The organism is Chryseobacterium sp. (assembly GCF_045629545.1).
GTDB lineage: Bacteria > Bacteroidota > Bacteroidia > Flavobacteriales > Weeksellaceae > Chryseobacterium.
In genome coordinates this window covers 1-21,737 of the sequence record NZ_JAZQRK010000056.1, presented here as the reverse complement: position 1 = coordinate 21,737, position 21,737 = coordinate 1, and the positions used below count along the sequence as shown (strand labels likewise).

Here is a 21,737-nt window from a genome sequence, read left to right as displayed (position 1 = left end):
TGAAAAAATTCAGAGCTCAAATTTATTTAATTAAAATTAGATTAGTATCTAAATCCTCTATTATTAATAAAATTATCGAAGTTGTATCCTAAACCAAGCATAAAGCTGTTACCGCCATATTCTTGGATATCAGACATACCTAAGTTGTAAGTAGCACCGACCATAAATTTATTAAATCTAACTTTAACAATGGGAGAAATGCTTAATTGCTGGCTATCAAATCTATTTTGAACTGATCTATAACTTACCCCAAAAGAGAAAGCATTGATATCATTGGAGAATGTAGCCATCAAGTTGTAATCTACCATTCTTGTAGAATTGGTATTAAGATTTACTAATACTGAAGGCGTAAGTGCTATATTATCCGCAAATTTCCAGTCGTATCCTAAGTTTAAGAAAAATTTGATTGGAGATGGCTCGTAGTTGTTCACGATAGCTTCGTCATTACTCAATGCTATATCATTCACAGAAACTCCACCAAAAAGGCCTCTATAAGTAGCAGCTAAACCAAAGTTAGCATAAGCCATGAAAAGACTGCTCTCGTTACCTTGTAATAAAGGATCGTACGCTTCATCAGTGTTAATTTTAGTATAATCAAAATTCATATTATAAAAGTTGACACTCGTACCAAAAGAAAACTGGTCTTTTCTTTCTCCATCACTACTTAGTGGGATAAAGTAAGAAGCACCTGCAGTAATACCACCTGCTGAAATTGGGCCATTGCTATCTCTGAAAACAGAAATTCCGGCACCTACTCTATCAAAAATATTAGCATTAATCCCCACAGACTGAACGTTTGGTGATTCGCTAAATTTTGAAAATTGTTGTTGGTAATTTAGGTTTAGTTGTACATAGTCCGTCTTACCGTATTGTGCAGGGTTGAACAGGAATTCACCATCCATAAGATATTGCTGATAGTATGGTAATGATTCTTGTGCTTTGTATGCATTAGACAATAGAGCTAAACATACGATAGCATATAGTTTTCTCATAACAAATCTTGATTTCAATTCAACAAATATAAAAAAAATCTCAATATATTTTTAGTTTTCTAAATAATTTCTCCATTTTTTTACGGCATTCGCCATATCCTCAGGCATTGGGCTTTCAAAATACATTTCCTCTTTTGTTGTGGGATGGATAAAACCTAGAGTATGTGCGTGTAGAGCATGTCTTGGAAGTATCTCAAATACATTGTTGATAAATTGTTTATACTTTGGCATATTTACCCCTCGTAGAGCTGTACTACCCTCATATCTAGCATCGTTGAACAAGGTGTGCCCAATGTGCTTGAAGTGTGCACGAATTTGGTGCGTCCTTCCTGTTTCTAGCTTACATTCTACCCACGTCATATACCTGAATCTTTCTAACACCGAGTAATGTGTTACAGCATGCTTCCCTTGGCTACCATCTGTATAAGTGTGCATCTGCATTCTATTCTTAGGATGTCTTCCTATGTGTCCCGTTATAGTGCCTGTATCTTCTTTCACATTCCCCCAAACAAAAGCCCAATACAATCTTTTTGTTTTTCTTTCGAAGAATTGTTTTGCCAAGAAGCTCAATGCATGTTCGTTTTTTGCAATGACTAATAATCCAGAAGTATCTTTGTCTATACGATGTACCAATCCTACTCTATCCAAATCTGTTTTATTACCATTTTTTTCGAAATGATAAGCAAGTGCATTAACCAAAGTTTTGTCCCAGTTCCCAAAACCTGGATGTACTACCATACCAGGATCTTTATCCACTACCACCACATCATCATCTTCATATACAATATTGATAGGTATATTTTGCGGAATGATATGATTTTCTCTCGGAGGATGTGCTAACAGTAGCGAAATCTGGTCTCCTGGTTTTACACGATAGTTTTGTTTTACAGCGATCCCATTTACTACAACATTTCCAGCTCTGCAGGTTTGCGAGATTTTATTTCGCGAGGAGTTTTGCCTAAAATTCGTTAAGAACTTATCTACTCTTAGAGGTTCTTGTTTACTATCTACGGTAATATTGAGATGTTCATATAATCCTTTGCTTTCCTCATCTATATCTGCTCCTATATCATGAGAATCTAATAATTCTTCATCAAGGAAATCTTCATTCTCTTCTGTCATGTTCTTTATTTTTACATAAAAGGCTCCAACGTTTAACTGTTGAAGCCTTCTTTATTGGTTTAAGTTATTTTAATTGATAATAACCTTATTAGCTTTAGGTTTCTCGGCACTAGGTGCAGATTTCTTTGTAGCCTCTGTATTACTTGAAGTAATCTTTGGCTTGCTTTCGGTTTTTGTAGAAGCCGCAGGTTTCAGTGGTGGTTCTATTTTGGGAGTTTCTCTTTTTACAGGAGCAGGCGGTTCTATCTTATCTACCTCTGGTATATCTGGGACTTCCTCATATCTTACAGGAGGCAATGTAGTATCTATACGCATTCTGTACATAGAGTTCAGCTCATCTATTTTTCTTCTCAGTTCAGCAGGTGTTTTTTTACTTGCCCAAAGGTCTATTTGCATCCCCTGATCTCTTTGGTCACCTGATGCTGGATCTTGGTAGTATACAATATCAGATTCATCACTGCCTCCATCTTCATGGTCTACTACTCCCATCTCGAATAGGTTTCTTGCAATTAACGCTTTCGCCTCTTTCACTGTTAGACCTACCAAATTCGGGATTGATATATTTCTCATAGGTCCAGAACCTACTACAACATCAATTATAGAAAATCTAGGTATTTTGGTTCCAGGCTTCATAGGGTTGTTTTTGTACATTATTCTGATAACAGCATCTTTTTGGATACTTGGTTCATATAAGGTATCTCCAACTTTTAGTCCAACTTGGTCTAACCTTTGGAAAGCCAAACCAGAATATTTATTAATCACATCAGGTATAGCTACAGGAGCCCAACTTTTTGGGTTTACCATTAGCTTTACGGCTCTACCATTTTTTACTCTGGCACCAGGGCTTGGCCATATTTTTAACACTTGTAAAGGTCTGAATTTGGGATTGTATGTAGCACTATCCACTTCATAGTCTAATCCTGTGTCTTCTAGTATCTTTACCGCGTCGTATACAGATTTGTTGATAACGTTGGGAACCGGAATTTCTTGGCCATGATTCGTGTGATATTCTAGCCAACGAAATGTAAGCCATACTAATCCTACGAAAAGTGCTATTGCTATGAGCAAATTGAGTATAACTTTCCAGTTGAAAAGTGATTTAAGCATATTTAAAATACTTTAATAATAACAGCAAATATAACTAATAATTTTCTAATGAAATTTTTATTTGGGATATTTCATGTTAGATTTCAATTTTTTAAAATTTCAATAACTGCATGATATAATTTCATTAAATTTGCCCCAATTGATATTAAATAAATATGAGCAAAAAAAACGTTGCCGTAGTTATGGGAGGCTATTCTGATGAATATATAGTTTCATTGAAAAGCGGACAATTGATCTACGATTCTTTGGATAGAGATCTTTATAATGTATATAAAGTAGTTATTCTGCAAAACGAATGGTACTTTTTGGATAAAAATGAGAACAAATTGCCCATCAATAAAGCAGATTTCTCTGTTACTTTAAGCAACAATAATGCATTAAAGTTTGATGTTTGTTTCAATATTATCCATGGAACGCCAGGCGAAAATGGTCTGTTGCAAGCTTATTGGGACGCTGTAGGACAAACCTATACAGGATGCGATTTTTATCAAAGTGCTCTTACCTTTAATAAAAAGGATACCTTGGCAGTATTGTCAAAATACGGAATTCCTTCGGCAAAAAGTATTTACCTAAGAAAAGGACAAACCATTAATGAAGAAGAAATTATATCAGAATTGGGGTTGCCTTTATTCGTAAAACCTAACCAATCCGGTTCTTCTTTAGGTATTTCAAAAGTAAAACAAGCTTCAGAACTCATAGCAGCTACAGAATTTGCTTTTAAAGAAGATGACGAAATTTTAATTGAAAGTTTCCTAGACGGCATGGAAGTTTCTGTAGGAGTAATAGACTTCAAAGGTGAAACTGTAGTTTTGGGAATTACAGAAATTGTACCTCAAAACGAATTTTTCGATTATGAAGCTAAATACGAAGGTGCTTCGGAAGAAATAACACCAGCAAGAATAGATACTGAAACTACAAAAAGAGTGGAAAACATCGCAAAAAGAGCGTACGAATCTTTAGGTATGAGTGGTTTTTCTAGAAGTGAATTTATATTAATGAATGGCACACCATATATGCTAGAGATGAATACAAATCCTGGTTTCTCGCCAGCAAGTATCTTACCACAACAAACCAAAATCTACGGTATCTCTATACAAGATCTTTGTGGAAATGAAGTAGAGAAAGCGTTAGCCAAAAATCAAAACTAAGTATGAAGATAGCTGTATTTCCTGGATCTTTTGATCCTATCACATTAGGACATTACGATATTATAGAACGTGCTGCGCCTCTTTTTGATAAACTAATTATTGCCATTGGGCAAAATTCTCAAAAAAAATACATGTTTCCTTTGGAAAAAAGGATGGAATTTATAAAAAATTCTGTCTCAGAATTTAGCAATGTGGAAGTAGATTATTTTGAAGGTTTAACGGTAGATTTTTGTTTCGAAAAAGATGCTCAGTTTATTCTAAGAGGCCTTAGAAATCCTGCTGATTTTGAGTTTGAAAAAGCAATTGCACATACCAACCGAACATTAGCTCACAAAAAACTAGAAACCGTATTTTTACTTACTTCTTCTGGAAAATCTTTTATCAGCAGCAGTATCGTAAGAGAAATTATTAATCATAATGGTGAATACGAGTTGCTAGTACCAGAGGCTGTACGAGTTCCCAAAAAATAAAAAGAGAGCATGAATTGATAAATGGTAAAAGATTTGCTAATCAACATTTCAATTACCATTTATCATTTCTCTTTATGCACGAACAGATCAACTTAGCCATAGAAATTCTTGGCACGATATCATTTGCGATGTCGGGAAGTTTTGCAGCCATGCAAAAAAGGCTAGATCCGTTCGGGGTTCTTATCATTGCATTTATTACTTCCGTGGGCGGCGGTACTGTAAGAGATCTTTTGCTAGATATACCTGTCTTTTGGATGCACGATCTTAGGATGTGTGGTCTTATTTTGGCAACAAGTATTTTCTCTATGATATTTAAATCTTTAGAAAAAAACTTTAAAGTCACTTTGTTTATTTTCGATAGTTTCGGGCTTGGCCTTTTCACAATCATCGGGGTTCAAAAAGGGCTTAATGTAGATATTCATCCATTAATATGCATTGGATTAGGAACTATTACAGGTTGTTTTGGTGGAATCATCAGAGATATTTTGCTCAATAGAATTCCTTTAATATTCAGAAAAGAAATCTACGCGAGCGCTTGTATCATCGGAGGTTCTATCTTTTTACTTCTTACACAATTCACCAATTTATCTTATACTTTTATTCAGATTTTAACGATTATCATTATCGTCGTGGTAAGAACATTAGCCGTAAAATACCATTGGGAAATGCCACGATTTTACGAAAACAAAACCAGCGAATAATTTAATTTAAATATAAAAAAATGCACCCAATAAAGGTGCATTGCTTATTTTGTAAAAACACAAGGATTAAGAGAACTTTCCTCTTGTTCTCATATTCGGGTTGTGCATATGTTTTTGCATTGTTGGCATTTTCAGCTGATCTTTCAACATTTTTATTTGGTCTGTCATCATCCCTGCTGTATCCAATCTTTTTGCTTCTTCTAGAAGTTTTTGCCCTTCTTGTCTTCTCCCTTTAGACAAAGCACCAGCAGCCAAATTCAGGGTTGCCATTGCTCTATCGTGTTTCATATTGAGCCCATATTCCAAAGCTTTCTTCATGTAAGGCTCTACTTTTGTAGGATGATCTTGCGCCAAAACCAGACCTTGAAGATAATGAAAGTATCCAAACTGATTTTTATGTAATTGCGTTTGATAATTGGTAATATTGTTCAGAAACTTAGAAGCCTTCACCATATCTTGCTTTCTCAATTGCCAGAAAGCCAAAAGAATATTTTCATTTTTAAAAAACAAGAATATTGGTAATGCAGACATTAGAAAAACCACAATTCCCCAGCCCAAGCTTCTTGTGAAGATCATCAAATAAAGACCTGCAATGATAAGAAGTGCTGCGACTACAATTTTTATGTATTTATTCATTATTAAAATTTAAGAATTGCAAAGATAAAGAATTTAGAGATTATGAACTATAACTTAGGCTACAGAATTATTTTTCTGGTAGAGGCTCTTTTCTTTCGTAAGTTTGAAAACTAAAATCATATTCATTTTTTTCGTCTTTCACATGTGAAACTTCTGAGGTCATTTTCCAAATTTTCGGACTAATTTTCGGGAAATATACATCTGCTTCCAAATTTGCTTTTACAACCGTTACTACCAATTTATCTACCAACTCTATGGTCTGCTCGTAGATATTACCACCACCTATAATAAAAACCTCCTCGCTTATTTTCTTCGCAAATTTTATTGCTTCTTTAATACTTCCGACAATTAGAACCCCTTCTTCAAACCAATCTTTTTTTCTAGAAACCACAATATTTGTACGGTTTGGTAGTGCTTTCCCAATACTTTCGTACGTCTTTCTACCCATGATGATTGGGTGATCTGTTGTGAGTTCTTTGAAATGTTTTAAGTCTTTTGGAAGATGCCAAAGCAACTGATTATTCAAACCAATCTCGTTCTTCTCTCCCATTGCCACCACAATTGTTGTCATTACATATAATTTTCTACAAAATTAGCACATAATTTGTATATTTGGATAACACAAAAATTTATTAAAATTAAAACTATGAAAAACAAAGGTTGTTTAAGTGCTGGAACTATTGGTATAGCTCTACTAGTAATTGTTGGAGTTCTTTTTTTCTGGGGAAAAAATGGATATAATAATTTTGTAACCAAGGAGCAAAGCGTCAACTCCAAATGGTCTAATGTAGAAACTGTTTACCAAAAAAGAGCGAACTTAATTCCGAATCTAGAAAGAACAGTAAGTGCATATTCTAAATTTGAAAAAGAAACCCTTACAGATGTTGTTGAAGCAAGATCCAAGGCTACTTCGATTAATATAGACCCCACTAATATGACGGAAGCAGATATGGCAAAGTTTCAAGCTGCGCAAGGAGAATTATCTGGAAGTCTAAGCAGATTGATGGCTGTGGTAGAATCTTACCCAAACTTGAAAGCGGATCAACAATACATCAATTTCCAAAGAGAATACACCGCTATTGAAAATAGCATTAGAACAGAAACCGTATATTTCAATAAAGCTGCAGAAGACTATAATGTATCTATAAAAACATTCCCGAATAATATTATCGCAAACTTTACCAACTTCAAAGAAAAGCCTTACTTCAAAGCTGATCAGGGAGCAAGTAAAGCTCCAGATGTATTTACAAAATAATGAGTGATTATCTTACAAATCTTGAAATAGCTTCCCTAGTGGAAGTTATTCAATCTGCAGAAAATCTTTCTAGCGGAGAGATTAGTGTGCATATAGATTCTAACACTCAAGATGATTGTGCAAAAACAGCATATAAAGTCTTCAATGAAATTTGTAAAGACAAAACTGAAGAAAAAAATGCCGTTTTATTCCATGTCAATTTCGAGAGAAAATATCTTACCATTATAGGAGATACTGGGATTCATCAGAAAGTGCATCAACAATTTTGGGATCACTTGCACGATTATATTACTTCCGAATTTGCCAAAGGAAACTATTATAAAGCTTTGAAAAGTGGAATATTAGAAGCTGGCAGTGAGCTAAAAAAACATTTCCCCATCATAGGAGAAAACCCCAACCAAATTCCGAATGAGATTACCTTCTCTTAAAATATTATACTCAGTATTTATACTTTGCTTTTACAACTTTGTAGCAGCACAATATACCATACCCGAAAAACCATCTGTACTTTATCCTGTATATGATGAAGCCAATTTGCTTACTCAACAACAGAAAACGGATCTTAATAATAAACTCATCAAATTTGCTGATTCCACTTCTACTGAGATAGAAATTATTATCATCCCTTCTACCAAAGGAGAGGATGTAAATTTTTTGGCAACTCAGTTTGGAGAAAAATGGGGTATCGGCAAAAAAGACGTTGACAATGGAGTAGTTTTTTTAATTGCTACCAATGACAAAACCATGTCTATCCAGCAAGGTAGAGCAGTAGAACAATATCTTACGGCTTCTGTTGCAGGACAAATATTGGATTATCTAGTGACTCCCAATTTCAAAAAAGGATTGTGGTATCAAGGAATAGACCAAGGTAGCAACGCCATTATGGAAGCCTTACAAGGCAAATTCAAACCACTTGCTAAGCAAGGCAATAATGAAGATATAAGCGAGATTAAACTGATCATTGTTGCCATTTTTATCTTGATGATCCTATCCTTTTTGTTCAAAAACAGAGGTGGCGGTGGTGGCGGCAATGATGACGATGATGTAATTATCAGCCGTAGAGGAAGACGAAATTACCCGGGTGGCTTTTTCCCTTTCCCTGGAAGTTTCGGTGGCGGATTCGGTGGTGGAAGTTCTGGCGGTGGTGGATTTGGAGGATTCGGCGGGGGCGGAAGCTTCGGCGGGGGCGGTGCCTCAGGAGGTTGGTAATCTTGAATTATTTTAAAATGTTTAATTTCAGAATTGAAAATCACGGAATCATATCTAAACAATTCTTAGATCGAAAAATTTTGGATTTTAATTCTGCTTGCACATTTATAGCCAATCTACCTTATCTCAGAAATAAGAACAAAGAAAGTTTGTCTTGCATTTTTGATGATCACGGTGGAACATGTAGTACAAAACATGCCACGTTACAGAGACTTTGTGTAGAAAACAATAAAGATAACGTACAACTTATTTTAGGCATATTTCGCATGGATGCAGAATATGCCTTTAATATAAAAAATACTTTAAATATACATCAACTAGATTATATTCCGGAGGCGCATAATTATCTAAAAATAAATGATACTTATTTAGATTGCACTACCCCAACTTCCCATTATAATGATTTTAAAGATAAGCTAGAAACCGAATTTGTAATTCAGTACACGCAGATTACGGATGAGAAAGTAAAACTTCACAAAGAATTTTTGCAATCTTGGCTTAGTAAAAATAAACATCCATTTACTTTGGAAGAAATTTGGAAAATAAGAGAACAATGTATTTTAGATTTACAGTCTTTAAATTAATTTAAGTTTAAACAAAAAAATACACATCCAGAGTTCAATTATTATCAAAGTAAACGAAGATAATATTGATGAAATAACGAAAATACTTCTGCAAAATCTAATGTATTAAGATAAATTCATCTTGATGCAAGTAAATATTTCAATAAAAATAAGTTATATTTACGGAAAACAGATTCTATGAAGAAAACGTTGGTCGTTTTTGCACATCCTTATCTGGAACACTCGCACTCTAATGTAGAATTGGTTAATTTCTACGTTCGCCATCAGCATTTTACCTTAAGAGATCTATACGAAGAATACCCAGACTTTCATATTGCCGCTTTTCGAGAGCGAAAAAGACTTAAAAATTATGATCGTTTTATTATACAATTCCCTATCATTTGGTTTGGGATGCCTCCACTTTTGCGTCTTTGGATAGATGAGGTGTTCGATAGAAGTTGGCTGAAAGATGATGTGGAAAACCCCTTAGAAGGAAAAGAAGTTTATATTGTCGTTACTACAGGCGGAAAAGAAAGGTCATTTTCTAAAACGGGAACTTACCAATATACAATAGACGAACTCATCAGTGGTCTTATTGTCTCTCTCAATATTTTCAAAGCAAAAATAATGGATATCACTATCGTCTATGAAGCTAATAAGCTTTCGAAAAAGGAAATCATCTTGCAAAAGCAAAAATTCATCTCAATTCTAAATCAATAATGGAGTCTACTTTAGCCATCAATACCCTACTATTTTTAGGCGTCGCAATTATCATGGTTCCATTGGCAAAGAAGTTAGGACTGAGTTCTGTGATTGGATACATTTTTGGAGGTATCCTTATTGGCCCTTACGTTCTAAAGCTTACCGGAAATGATGTCTCCGATATTATGCATGCCAGCGAATTTGGAGTTATTATGCTTCTATTTTTAGTTGGACTAGAGCTAGAACCGCGGAAATTCTGGGAGATGCGGAAGAAAATTTTGGGACTTGGCTTAACTCAAATGGTTTTAACCATCGTTATTTTATTTCTGATTTTCATCTGGGTGGGTTGGGAAGTAGACAAAGCCTTTGCCATAGCGATGTGCTTTGCACTATCCTCTACAGCTATTGTACTGCAAACGCTTCAAGAGAAAAACAATTTTAAATCTTTGGCAGGTGAAGCCTCCTTTTCTACCTTACTGTTTCAAGATATTGCGGTAATCCCAATATTAGCGGTACTTCCTTTGATTGCAAATCATAAAGCTACCAATAATAATGAAGTTCAAGTTCTTATCCAAAAACTACCAGAATGGCTACAAGCAGGCACCGTAATTTTCGGGGTTGCCATACTGATTTTATTGGGAAAATATGTATTTGTTCCTTTCTTACGTTATGTGTCCAAATCTGGGATGAACGAGTTGCTTACCGCATCATCATTATTCTTAGTAATTGGCGTATCAGAATTGATGGTTTCTATAGGATTATCACCCGCATTAGGCGCTTTCTTGGCAGGTGTAATGCTTGCCAATAGTGAATTCAAACATGAGCTGGAAGCGCAGATCAATCCATTCAAGGGATTATTGTTGGCTGTTTTTTTCGTGAGTGTAGGATCTACTATTAATTTTAATATTATTCTAGAAGATACTGCATTTATACTGAGTACCGTTGTTATTGTCTTGATCGTAAAATTCGTTGTATTGTTTTCTATAGCTCGTTTTTTCAAGATGAATACTCCACAAGGGTTATTTTATGCCTTCGCATTATCTCAGGTGGGAGAATTTGCTTTTGTTTTGATCAATTACGCTTCAGATCTATATCTCGTAGACCCTAAACTAAATGCTCAAATGATGGCTGTTACGGCTATTACGATGTGCATTACACCGTTTTTATTAATTATAAATGATAAGATAATCACCCCAAGATTCATTAAAGAAGTCCCGAAAGAAGATGAAGAATTTGATATTCACGAAAATAATATTGCGCAGAAAAAAATTATCATAGTTGGGTTCGGGCATTTTGGAAGTACTGTTGGAAGATTGCTGAAAGCTAACAAAACTATGGCAACGGTACTTGACAGAGATTCGGATCGAGTAAAATTGTTAAGAAATTATGGATTTAAAGTTTATTATGGCGACGCAACCAAGATCCCTACACTTCGAGCTGCAGGTATAGAAAATGCGGAAATACTAGTACTTTGCTTGGATGCGCCAGAGGATAATAAATTTATTGCTGATGTGGTTTTAGAACATTATCCACACGTGAAAATTTTTGTAAGAGCTAAAAACAGAATCGATGCCTACAACTTCCTAAATAGTGGCGTAAAAAACATCTACAGAGAAACATTAGGAACCGCAGTAGATATGGCTGTAGACGTTCTTCACGAAACTGGCATGCGAAAGTATGCTGCAAGAAGACTAGGACAAAGATTTATGGCGATAGATAAAGCTTCCATCAGAAAATTGTCTAAATCTAGAGAAGATGAGGACGATTTATTACTTTTTACAACAAAAGAAATCCTCCAAAAAGAGGAGGATTTATTAGCTTATGATAATCTTAATTTTGATGGTAAAGATTGGGAAGGCTCTGCTTCTGTGGAAGAAGACGAAGAAGAGGAATCTTTGTTGTAAACTATTGGATCGTTGCACTTCCGCCACTACTTTCTTCCTTCCTTACTACACTTAGATTTCCTGTTTTGAATACGGAAACACTTCCTCCTGAAGATGCCTCTGCATCAACGCTATGTGAGACAGATATTTCTACATTAGCGCCACTAGATGCATCTGCCTTCACATTTTCTACCATCATCTGCTTTGCAGAAATACTTCCTCCAGAAGATGTGTTAATAGTAGCATTTTTAGATTTTCCTTTGATAATAATACTTCCTGCAGATTCTGCCTCTGCATCTAGATTTATTGCCCAGATTTCGCCGTCAAAACTACCACTGCTGTCTGTAGAAATATCCAAATTGTTTGCTTCCAGATTACCTGTAACAGCCCCCGAACTAGAAACCTCTATATCCGTTTTGTCTTGTACAAATTTATCTTTTATTGCTATTGAAGCTGAAGAATTGGCTTTTACCTTTGAAAAATCTCTAGCATATATTTTTGCAGTAACATCCACCGCATTAATTACCCTAACTCCAGATTTGTAGTGGATATGAACTTTTCCGCCAGATTGTTCTACCAAAATTTCATTAAGGATATTAGAAGGTGCAGAAATCACAATTTTTTCTACATCTGCTTTGATTATTTCTGCTTTAATAGATTGTGACACTTCAATTTCATCAAAATCTCCGATAACTTCTTTTTGTTGTAAGGAACCATGATCCTCTTTGGTAACATCTGGTAACCATTGTGTTTTCTTGTCTTTTACCTGATTATTTTCTTTACAAGAAGCCACTAGTGCCAATCCGGAGAGCAATAATAGAGTTTTACCTTTCATAATGATTTATTTATAATTTTGGTTTGAGTATCTTTATACTTTAATAACAACTAATTTATGAAAAATATTTCATCTGTATTGTTAATTTCTGCTTTGGCATTCAATTACTCATGTACTACAATGACAACAAACAACCTATCACAGGAAATCCCTGTACCAGACGCTACTCTCTCTTCCAACCCTTTGATGAAGAAGAGCAATCTTCAGTATGAAGCACCAGAATTTGATAAAATTAAAGATCAACATTTCAAGCCTGCATTTGATTTCGGATTGAAACAACATGATGCCGAAATTTTAAAAATTGCAACAAATGCTGAAAATCCAACATTCGAAAATACCATTGTTGCCTTGGAAAAAAGTGGAGAAATACTGAAAAGATCTATGATTATTTTTTCTAATCTTACCAGCGCAAATACCAACCCTATTTTACAAGCATTAGATGAAGAATATGCTCCAATATTTGCAGCACATTCTGACAAAATGCTTTTGAACGATCAGCTTTATAGCAGAATAAAATCGATCTCAGAAAATGGCTTGGATTCAGAAAGTAAAAAATTGCTCCAATTTTACAAGCAAAATTTCGAAATTGCTGGTGCCAATCTTTCCTCTGTTGATAAAGAAAAGCTAAAACAAGTTAACCAACAGTTGGCTTCACTTTCTACTCAGTATTCCAACAAATTATTGGAAGCAAGAAAACAAGGTGGCGTTTTTTTCTCTGATGCAAAAGAGCTTGATGGACTTTCGCAGGATGATATTGATGCTGCAAAAATTGACGCTAAAAATGCAGGGCAACCTGGTAAATATTTGTTGGCATTACAAAATACTACGCAACAGCCCTTATTGCAAAATCTTAAAAACAGAGCATCTAGAGAAAAACTCTATAAAGCTTCTTGGCTTAGAGCTGAAAAAAATGATGGCAACGATACACGCGAAACCATCGAAAAATTGGCTGCTACTCGACTTAAAAAAGCACAAATCTTAGGTAAAAAAAGCTTCGCTGAATGGAAATTGCAAGATCAAATGGCAAAAACTCCAGAAGCTGCCGTAAATCTAATGAACCAACTTGCAAAACCTGCTGTAGAAACGGCTCAGCGCGAAGCAAAAGACATACAAAACCTCATCGATCAACAAAAAGGTGGTTTCACTGTAGAGCCTTGGGATTGGAATTTCTATGCAGAACAAGTGAGAAAAGCCAAATATGATCTTGATGAAAACCAAATAAGACCTTACTTTGAGGTAACTACGGTTCTAGAAAAAGGAGTTTTCTATGCAGCTGAACAATTCTATGGAATTAGCTTCAAAAAAAGAACAGACTTGCCAACCTATCATCCTGATGTAGTTGCCTATGAAGTGTTCGATCATGACGGAAAATCTTTAGCCATCTACTACTTAGATTTCTATACTAGAGACTCTAAAAGTGGTGGTGCTTGGATGAGCAATTTTGTAGAACAATCTCATTTGTTGGGCACAAAACCGGTTATCGTGAATTGTTTTAATTATCAAAAACCGGCACCCGGAAAACCATCACTTATAAGCTATGATGACGTTTCTACGATGTTTCATGAGTTTGGGCATTCTATACATGGGATGTTTGCCAACCAGAAATATCCGTCGTTATCCGGAACCAATGTGCCTAGAGATTTTGTAGAATTTCCTTCTCAGATCAACGAGCATTGGGCTTTGGATCCCGTAATTCTGAATAACTATGCGATACACTACGAAACCAAGCAACCCATCCCTCAGACATTGGTAGACAAGATAAAAAAAGCAGCTACCTTCAACCAAGGATATATGACAACCGAGCTGGTATCGGCAGCTTCGGTAGATATGGATTGGCATTCGGTAACCAGCGAAGCGCAACTCATCCCTGTTTTGGATTTCGAAAAGCAATCATTAAAAAACCACGGATATACTTTGGCAACCGTGCCTCCGAGATACCATACTCCTTATTTTGCACACATTTGGGGCGGCGGATATTCGGCGGGTTACTACGCCTATCTTTGGTCTGAAACTTTGGATAGCGATGCATGGGAATGGATAAATAACAATGGCGGTCTAACGCGGGAAAACGGAGACCGCTTCAGAAAGTATATTTTATCTGTAGGTAATTCTGTAGACTTAAACCAAGCTTTTAGAGATTTTACAGGTCACAATCCTGATATTCAACCTTTACTTAGAAATAGAGGATTTATTAAATAAGTTTTGTTTAAATAAAACATTTTAAATCAAAATAAAACCGCTTCGATAGGAAGCGGTTTTATTAATTATAAAAATACGGTCAATTTATTTTTTGATAAATTTCAATACTACTGGTTCGTCATAGGTCTCAATTTTTATGATATAGATTCCTTGATTAAGCGTAGAAACATTGATTTGCTGAGTAGCTCTGTCCATTTTTGTAGTCATTTTCAGATTTCCAGACATATCAAAAATACGCGCTGTTGCATCCTTCGCTAGTTTTTCAGGAAGAGATACTGTCACATAATCGGTTGCTGGATTCGGGTACAATTTGATTTCATCATTGATCAAATCATTATTACGAGGTGCATCACCACCATTAATTCCATTCATTGTGTATCCAGATTCTACTCTTAGTGCATAGCAAGAATTAGCATTAAATCCTGAGTATGGATATACTTTGATGTAGTAGGTTCCTGCGGTTACAGTGTATTGTATTTTTTCTGCTGTAGTACCAGCATTCACAGAAGATTTCAAAGTAGTAGTACCATCACTAGAGAATAATTTCAAATCTACATCATGAACTAAATTACTTAGTTTAAATGTAATTTGTCCACCCGTTGAGAATGTAATTTTGTACCAATCTATATCTCCAGAAGCTTGTATTGCGGCATTATAATCTGTATTCAGTGCGGATAATGCATAGGCAGTTGCTACTGTATTATTAGACTCATAATTTTGAGAACAAGATCCTGTAACAGCAGTAGATACAAATTGAGATGTAGTGTAACCACTGCTAGAAGTAGAATTACAATTGTTTTTCACTCTTATATCATATGTTGTACCTGCTGTTAATCCTGTTAGACTTCTAGACGTTGCTGTACTCGTAGTAGCAATCCATGTAGATAAAGTGGTTGGTTTATATTCGAAAGTGTACCCTGTAGAACCTGAAACTGCACCCCAACTTACTGTTGCAGTAGTTTGAGTAATTGCAGATGATGCCAATGCAGAAGGAGCTACACAAGAAGTAGTACCACCAGATCCTGCAGCTGTACCAATTCCTACAGCATAGAAAGCATTCATTACTTGGTTTGCTTCATTGCTACCAACTCCGTATAAATCCTCTGCAGATTTTATAGAATAGGTTCTTGCATCCGCATAAGTAGAAGATGAACCCAAATAATTGGTATTGGTTCTGTAAGCAATTGCGGCTGCTTTCACAATACCAATTCCACTTACAGAGAATGCATTGTTGATGTCATTTGTCCCAATTCCTCCATTTGTTAGTAAATAAAACCAATAATTCAAAACTCCAGAATTGGTATGAACGCCGCATTGATCTGTGTCTATTGAAGGTGTACATCCTACAATATTATACCAATTAGTACCTTTATAAGTATCTGGTTGTTGATATTGGTTTGGATTACTCATACTTCTGAAAGTCATCCCAATTTGATCTCCCATAAGCCAATTAGCAGTAGTGGGTTTTGCAGCAAATTCCACTGCTACTCCTAATATATCACTATACGCTTCATTTAGAGCTCCAGATTCACCACGGTAAGCAAGGTTTGATGTTCTTTCTGTTATACCATGGGTCATCTCGTGTCCCACAATATCAAGAGAAGTAAGAGGCGTAGTGCTAGAATTACCATCACCATAGGTCATTCTGCTTCCATCCCAATAGGCATTGAGATAGTTTGAGCTATAATGTACATAACTTAGCATCTTCATACCAGAACCATCAATACCATTTCTTCCGTAGGCATTTTTATAATAGTCATATACTTTTTCAGATCCCCAATGTGCATCCGTGGCATATTGATCTTCGGTGCTATTTACGTTATTCCAGGTGTTATCAGCATCTGTGAAGTCTACTGCGGCACTGTAGCTGGTAGATTTTTTTAAGTTGTAAGTTTCAATTCCGTTCCCTCTACCCGTTTCTTTCAATCTGTATGTAGATCCCGTGTAGTCTGTAGTTATAGCTTGAGTTCCACTATATGCAGTTACTGCAGAACCCGTAGCGTTTGTAAGAATAGATCGTGCTATGGAAGCTGAATTATTGTGGTGAAGTAACTCTTGATGAGTACTTTCGTTAAATAATGTTTTTATAAGCTCATTAGTCCCTAGTATTTCTCCAGTTTTAGCATCTACATAGACGATTTTTCTTGAAGCTGGAGCATGTGCATAGATATCAAACTTGTAAGCAAGCCTTAATTTTGCTGCATCAAATTCAGAACCTTGGTTGTAATAAACCAATTCTCCTTTTGGTAAAAATGTTGAACTAGGATTTCCTGTTTCTTTTTTCAAAAATTCTTCCTCACTAGCAATTTCCCATTTGTACTCACTAGCTCCTACAAATCTTTTGGCCGACTCTAAAGCAGCTGCTGGCTGAAGTGTTGCCACTCTAGCATCAATGGTTTCTGGCGAAAAATCTTTCACCATTACTCCATTTTGAGACATCAACTTCCCATTTTGTACATGCTGTATAAAAAATGCCCCTTCAATAGGATATCCATTGAGAGTTTGCTGAAAACGATAATGCTCGTATCCAGACTTATCCTTATCCGCTTGCAAAAATTGTGCTTCGGGACCTTTCCCTGTTTTCGCATTTTCATTATTAAAAAATTTACCCTTTACAAATGCGGGAGCGTTGGCAGTTGTAAATTCTACAAATGAAGGATAAAGATTTTTGGGCTGAGGAGCAATGTCTCCTTGTTGACCATAAAAAAGTGCTGCAATACTTACTGCAACAACAGAAAAAAGAGTTTTATTTTTCATTTTAATATTGATTTGGAATTTCAAAATTATTATTAAAATTTCATGAAAAAGTTAATTTTTTGATAATTTTTAATAATTTTTTAAAATATTAATGATAATAATACTTATAACCCGTTTTTTGATTAAAAACAATAGCATAAAACCCCTTTATTATTCACATCCTCAAATGAAATTATATATTTCAATTTATCATATCTATATATAAATTCTTGTAGAGCGCTATTTTTGAAATCTGCCGATATGAAATTTGACAAATTATTAGATTGTGGATTTATCTTTATATTTGAATTTAAATTTTAAAAAAATAGTAATAATGAACAATTGCCCATGCTGCTCCGGTAAACCCTATGAAGATTGCTGCAAACCCTATCATACACAAGTAAAGCACGCTCCTACTGCAGAAGCATTAATGAGATCTAGATTTTCGGCATTTGCCATACCCAATGGTAAATATTTAATGGAAACCACTTATCCACCCAAACGCAAACTTCACAATACAGCTGATCTACAAGAATGGGGTGAAATCAATAAGTGGACGAAATTGGAAATTGTACAAACGCCATCCGAAAATCAAGTTGAGTTTAAAGCTTATTATACTGATGAAGAAGGCACACCACAGCTGCACCACGAACTTTCACTTTTCAAAAACCAAAAAGACCGTTGGTATTATGTATCTGGAAAATTTTTAAACTTATAAAAACACAAGATGAAAAAAAACATTTTAATATTACTTTTACTCTTTGCATTTAGCTTGGGATTTGCACAAAATAAAAATGACGAAAAAGAACTCACAACTATCGTTACAGAAATCTTAAAAGGTTTCCAAACAAAAAATGCGAAAATAATGAATAAATACATCGACCACGATTTGGGAGTTGGTGTATTTTTCAAAAACGGTGGAAATGTAGGTTTTGTCCTTAATGAAGAAGTAGATTTCTCCATGCCTTTTGGTTTTATAAAAAAGCCTTGGGATATAAAAAATAAATTTAAAATACAGTTTGATGAGGTTCCCAACTATGATTCTGGCAACTATATGTGGAGAACTGAAGGATTATTTGTACAGCAAAACTCGAATATCGTAAATGATTACATCAAAGCTTACTTTTCTGATTCTTTATACGAACAACCTAATTTTAAAATGAATTCGGATCCCAAAAATTCAGTGTATGTCACCCTCGCGGAGAACAACACCAATGACAATGCGCCAAACGGAATTCGTTTTATCCTCACGAAATCTAACAATCATTGGATACTTACCTTTTTAGATGTGACGGAATATGATGCTGAATAAATTTTAAATTAAATAACATAAGAACGGATTTTTATCCGTTTTTTTTTATGATTAAAATTGAGCTTCTTTTATGAAAAAGAAGGATTTACTGTCTCTTTATATCTTTTATGATTAAATATTTTTTACATTTGAATAGTTTTATATTTAACATAAAATCAACACAAAACACAATTTGCATGAAAAAAAATAACAATCCTGAAGATGTATTTTTCAAACCTGATCATTACAAAGCACCCAACAATTCTCAGGGTATAAAAGACAATCACATTGCGGGAATTAACAGAGTGGTAAAAGTAGGCATTCATATTGAGGGGAAAAAGATAGAACAGTTTAATCATTTTAAGCTTAAACAAAGTGCCACAACCCATCATGAATTTGAATTGATACTTCCTCATGATGCTTTATCCGAAAGACAAAATCATCAACTAGACCAAGCAAACAAATTTTTGGGTAAAAGATTGACTACTGTGATTTCGTATAGAGATTTTGAGACTAAAGACAGCCCAGAAAGAACATTTGTGGGCGTGATTACAAAAGTAGGTTTTAGCCAAGATAGCCATAGTTTAGGAAATATCGTCTTACAAGGGTTCAGCCCTACTATTTTGTTGGATGCTGCGCCACATACCCAGAGTTTTGGAGGAGAAAACCCTGTAAATATGGGGATTATTGCAACTCAGGTTATAAAACAAGGGATCAACGTGAATAGAGATGACTATGATGTAAGAATAAATACAAAAGCAGATTCTCAAATTTATTATTCTTCCCAATACAACGAGACGCATTACAATTACCTATGCAGAATGGCAGAAGCCTATGGAGAACAATTTTATTATGATGGGGAAGTTTTGCATTTTGGGAGTATGCCTGCTCCTAATCCTGCTTTGGAACTTATCTACGGAAGCAATATCACAGACGTGTATGTAGAACTTAAAGCTGTTTACATCAAACCTAGTTTCTATGGTTATAACTCTAGTACAAATACTAAACTCACTTCTGGAGATACCTTAATTTCTCATAAAAGTGAGCTAGCTGAAACATCTTATAAAAACAACAATAGCATTTTCAAAACTCCGTCTCTACAAGTTGCTCCCATAAAAGCAACAACCGATATGGATGTGGTAAATTCTCAAACCAGCACATCGGGAAGCAAAGCTGTAGAAGTGTTTACTGTTTCGGGGAATACTACTCTACCCATTTTTTATATCCTGGTTGTGTTGCTGATATTTTGATGAGACAAACCGACAGCAATAAGACTACTTATTTTACAAGGCTCATGATGACTGAGGTTACCCACGAAATTAATACGCTAGGACATTACAAAGGTACATTTAAAGCCATTGCTTCTGACACTGGCTATATGCCCAAACCCGACTTTACTGTTCCGATTGCTCAACCTCAACCTGCCACCGTGATTTCTAATACCGATCCTTTAGGGCAAGGAAGAGTAACGGTAAAATTCGATTGGCAGCTGCACGACACCACCAATTTTATCCGCATGATGTCTCCTGACACAGGCGGAACCGACCAAGTAAGCCAAAACCGTGGCTACGTCGCCATCCCCGAAGTTGGCGACCAAGTAATGGTAGGTTTTGTACACAATCATCCCGATAGACCTTTCGTAATGGGAGGAATGTTTCATGGACAAGTAGGATTGGGTGGTGGAACCGATAATCGAGTAAAATCTATCCAAACCAGAAGCGGACATAAAGTTGTTTTTACCGAAGACGAAAGTATTGTTATTACAGATAAATCGGGTAATGAAATTCACTTAGACACAACAGGAAGTAATATCAATATTACTGCTCCTGAAACAATGACGCTGAATTGTAAAAACATGAATATTAATGTTTCTGAAAGTATGAACACGACAGTTGGACAAAACCAAACCGATACAATCGGAATGAATAGAAGTCAATCTGTTGGGATGAATACCACACAAAGTGTTGGCGGAATGAAATTGACTTCAGTTATAGGTGATGCAAGTATGTTTATTACTGGTAGACTAATGGAACATGTGAAAGGAAATATAGAATCTCATACCGAAGAAGCAAGAAAAGTACATGGAAAGCAAGTTGGCATTAATTCTGAAAGTAATATACAAGCAAATGCTTCCGCAAACATGCAACGTTTAAGTGGTGAAAAATCTAATGATGCCTAAATTATGAGTAAGATAACAATTTGCGAGGGAGAGATATTGTACACCAGTAAAGGTGATACAATTATCCATGCTTTTGACGGAAATATAACAATCCATGCACAAGAAAAAAATATATGGGAAGGCAAAGATGGTACTTTAATCGGAGATTATGTACCAATGGAATTGCCGAAAGCAGAAGATATGCTTCCTCCACCTTTAACAAATATCATTTTGAATTTTTTAAGAAATGAAGATGCAGGTGCATTTATAAACCAAGAATTCGAAGATAATGGTTGGAAAGTGATAGATGCAAGTTCAATAAAAAATGCAAGTATTAAATTGAAAGCATACTTAGGTAATTTAAAAGCTGATAATATTTATATAAATACTCACGGTGGTAGCAGAAAGGATCCTATCTTAGATGAAAGTGGAAATAAAATCCCTAATCTAAAAACTAAAAGAAATGATGACTTCTTAACATATGAAAATAGTGCAATTAGGTTAGGTTCATCCTGGATTTTTGCAAGTGATTTTATTGAGTATGTAGATGCTGAAAAAAAGAAATTATTAACAGAACAGACAATATTGGATTAAGTTACCCTCGTTTCACTGGACCAAAAATTAGTATTTCTTAGTTGGATTTTAAGCTGCTTTGGTGTATTTATTTTGGGGTTTATTTTTAATTCCTTGATGCTTTCGATAATGATATTTTTCTAGCCATTGTTTTATT

The 21,737-nt window shown here is 35.2% G+C and carries 22 protein-coding genes; 15 read left to right on the top strand and 7 right to left on the bottom strand.

Annotation, left to right across the window (positions count from 1 at the left end; all coding sequences use genetic code 11):
• Positions 1–41 precede the first annotated feature (41 nt).
• From ACKI42_RS13845 to ACKI42_RS13835, 3 genes are all read right to left on the bottom strand, one after another.
• A complete protein-coding gene (locus tag ACKI42_RS13845; RefSeq protein ID WP_407406166.1) occupies positions 42–992 on the bottom strand; it encodes a type IX secretion system membrane protein PorP/SprF in 951 nt (316 codons plus the stop codon).
• Positions 993–1,043: 51 nt separating this feature from the next.
• Positions 1,044–2,114 (bottom strand): RluA family pseudouridine synthase, encoded by a 1,071-nt coding sequence (locus ACKI42_RS13840; protein ID WP_407406165.1) that lies wholly within the window; start codon positions 2,112–2,114, stop codon positions 1,044–1,046.
• Between the two features lie 69 nt (positions 2,115–2,183).
• A complete protein-coding gene (locus ACKI42_RS13835) occupies positions 2,184–3,221 on the bottom strand; it encodes a PASTA domain-containing protein (RefSeq protein ID WP_407406164.1) in 1,038 nt (345 codons plus the stop codon).
• 155 nt (positions 3,222–3,376) lie between these two features.
• Between ACKI42_RS13835 and ACKI42_RS13830 the strand changes: the two genes are divergently transcribed.
• The 3 genes from ACKI42_RS13830 to ACKI42_RS13820 all read left to right on the top strand — a co-directional run bounded on the left by ACKI42_RS13830 (position 3,377) and on the right by ACKI42_RS13820 (position 5,540).
• The gene (locus ACKI42_RS13830; RefSeq protein ID WP_407406163.1) at positions 3,377–4,369 is read left to right on the top strand and encodes a D-alanine--D-alanine ligase; all 993 of its coding nucleotides are present in this window, start codon (positions 3,377–3,379) and stop codon (positions 4,367–4,369) included.
• 2 nt (positions 4,370–4,371) lie between these two features.
• Complete coding sequence (coaD, locus tag ACKI42_RS13825) at positions 4,372–4,839, top strand: pantetheine-phosphate adenylyltransferase (protein ID WP_407406162.1); 468 nt, start codon at positions 4,372–4,374, stop codon at positions 4,837–4,839.
• Between the two features lie 74 nt (positions 4,840–4,913).
• Positions 4,914–5,540, top strand: coding sequence for a trimeric intracellular cation channel family protein (locus ACKI42_RS13820; RefSeq protein ID WP_407406161.1), 627 nt, complete (start codon positions 4,914–4,916; stop codon positions 5,538–5,540).
• 66 nt (positions 5,541–5,606) lie between these two features.
• Here ACKI42_RS13820 and ACKI42_RS13815 read toward each other — a convergent pair whose 3' ends face one another.
• The gene (locus ACKI42_RS13815; protein ID WP_407406160.1) at positions 5,607–6,176 is read right to left on the bottom strand and encodes a DUF2892 domain-containing protein; all 570 of its coding nucleotides are present in this window, start codon (positions 6,174–6,176) and stop codon (positions 5,607–5,609) included.
• Between the two features lie 67 nt (positions 6,177–6,243).
• Positions 6,244–6,747 (bottom strand): dihydrofolate reductase, encoded by a 504-nt coding sequence (locus tag ACKI42_RS13810; RefSeq protein WP_407406159.1) that lies wholly within the window; start codon positions 6,745–6,747, stop codon positions 6,244–6,246.
• A gap of 75 nt (positions 6,748–6,822) precedes the next feature.
• Here ACKI42_RS13810 and ACKI42_RS13805 point away from each other — a divergent pair, with 75 nt between their 5' ends.
• The 6 genes from ACKI42_RS13805 to ACKI42_RS13780 all read left to right on the top strand — a co-directional run bounded on the left by ACKI42_RS13805 (position 6,823) and on the right by ACKI42_RS13780 (position 11,809).
• Positions 6,823–7,431 carry a LemA family protein gene (locus ACKI42_RS13805; protein ID WP_407406158.1) on the top strand — a complete coding sequence of 203 codons (609 nt, stop codon included), beginning with the start codon at positions 6,823–6,825 and terminating at the stop codon, positions 7,429–7,431.
• Positions 7,428–7,859: a TPM domain-containing protein gene (locus ACKI42_RS13800; RefSeq protein WP_407406183.1), complete on the top strand. Its 432-nt coding sequence runs from the start codon at positions 7,428–7,430 to the stop codon at positions 7,857–7,859. Before ACKI42_RS13805 ends, ACKI42_RS13800 begins: the two co-directional genes overlap by 4 nt.
• Positions 7,840–8,640 (top strand): TPM domain-containing protein, encoded by an 801-nt coding sequence (locus tag ACKI42_RS13795; protein WP_407406157.1) that lies wholly within the window; start codon positions 7,840–7,842, stop codon positions 8,638–8,640. Before ACKI42_RS13800 ends, ACKI42_RS13795 begins: the two co-directional genes overlap by 20 nt.
• Positions 8,641–8,657: 17 nt before the next feature.
• Complete coding sequence (locus ACKI42_RS13790; protein WP_407406156.1) at positions 8,658–9,224, top strand: hypothetical protein; 567 nt, start codon at positions 8,658–8,660, stop codon at positions 9,222–9,224.
• 177 nt (positions 9,225–9,401) lie between these two features.
• Positions 9,402–9,923, top strand: coding sequence for an NAD(P)H-dependent oxidoreductase (locus tag ACKI42_RS13785; RefSeq protein ID WP_407406155.1), 522 nt, complete (start codon positions 9,402–9,404; stop codon positions 9,921–9,923).
• A complete protein-coding gene (locus tag ACKI42_RS13780) occupies positions 9,923–11,809 on the top strand; it encodes a monovalent cation:proton antiporter-2 (CPA2) family protein (RefSeq protein WP_407406154.1) in 1,887 nt (628 codons plus the stop codon). The genes ACKI42_RS13785 and ACKI42_RS13780 overlap by 1 nt, the downstream gene beginning before the upstream one ends.
• A gap of 1 nt (position 11,810) precedes the next feature.
• Here the strand turns inward: ACKI42_RS13780 and ACKI42_RS13775 are convergent, their stop codons facing one another.
• Positions 11,811–12,623 (bottom strand): head GIN domain-containing protein, encoded by an 813-nt coding sequence (locus tag ACKI42_RS13775; RefSeq protein WP_407406153.1) that lies wholly within the window; start codon positions 12,621–12,623, stop codon positions 11,811–11,813.
• A 57-nt stretch (positions 12,624–12,680) separates the two neighbouring features.
• On the opposite strand from ACKI42_RS13775, the gene ACKI42_RS13770 reads away from it, so the two are divergent.
• Positions 12,681–14,822 (top strand): M3 family metallopeptidase, encoded by a 2,142-nt coding sequence (locus ACKI42_RS13770; RefSeq protein WP_407406152.1) that lies wholly within the window; start codon positions 12,681–12,683, stop codon positions 14,820–14,822.
• 84 nt (positions 14,823–14,906) lie between these two features.
• Here the strand turns inward: ACKI42_RS13770 and ACKI42_RS13765 are convergent, their stop codons facing one another.
• The gene (locus ACKI42_RS13765; protein WP_407406151.1) at positions 14,907–17,579 is read right to left on the bottom strand and encodes a M4 family metallopeptidase; all 2,673 of its coding nucleotides are present in this window, start codon (positions 17,577–17,579) and stop codon (positions 14,907–14,909) included.
• A 313-nt stretch (positions 17,580–17,892) separates the two neighbouring features.
• On the opposite strand from ACKI42_RS13765, the gene ACKI42_RS13760 reads away from it, so the two are divergent.
• From ACKI42_RS13760 to ACKI42_RS13740, 5 genes are all read left to right on the top strand, one after another.
• Positions 17,893–18,276, top strand: a complete 384-nt coding sequence (locus ACKI42_RS13760) for a YchJ family protein (RefSeq protein WP_407406150.1) — start codon at positions 17,893–17,895, stop codon at positions 18,274–18,276.
• Between the two features lie 9 nt (positions 18,277–18,285).
• Positions 18,286–18,870, top strand: a complete 585-nt coding sequence (locus tag ACKI42_RS13755) for a hypothetical protein (protein WP_407406149.1) — start codon at positions 18,286–18,288, stop codon at positions 18,868–18,870.
• A 176-nt stretch (positions 18,871–19,046) separates the two neighbouring features.
• Positions 19,047–20,099, top strand: a complete 1,053-nt coding sequence (locus tag ACKI42_RS13750) for a hypothetical protein (RefSeq protein ID WP_407406148.1) — start codon at positions 19,047–19,049, stop codon at positions 20,097–20,099.
• Positions 20,099–21,028: a phage baseplate assembly protein V gene (locus ACKI42_RS13745; protein WP_407406147.1), complete on the top strand. Its 930-nt coding sequence runs from the start codon at positions 20,099–20,101 to the stop codon at positions 21,026–21,028. The genes ACKI42_RS13750 and ACKI42_RS13745 overlap by 1 nt, the downstream gene beginning before the upstream one ends.
• Positions 21,029–21,031: 3 nt before the next feature.
• Positions 21,032–21,601: a hypothetical protein gene (locus tag ACKI42_RS13740; protein ID WP_407406146.1), complete on the top strand. Its 570-nt coding sequence runs from the start codon at positions 21,032–21,034 to the stop codon at positions 21,599–21,601.
• Positions 21,602–21,737 lie beyond the last annotated feature (136 nt).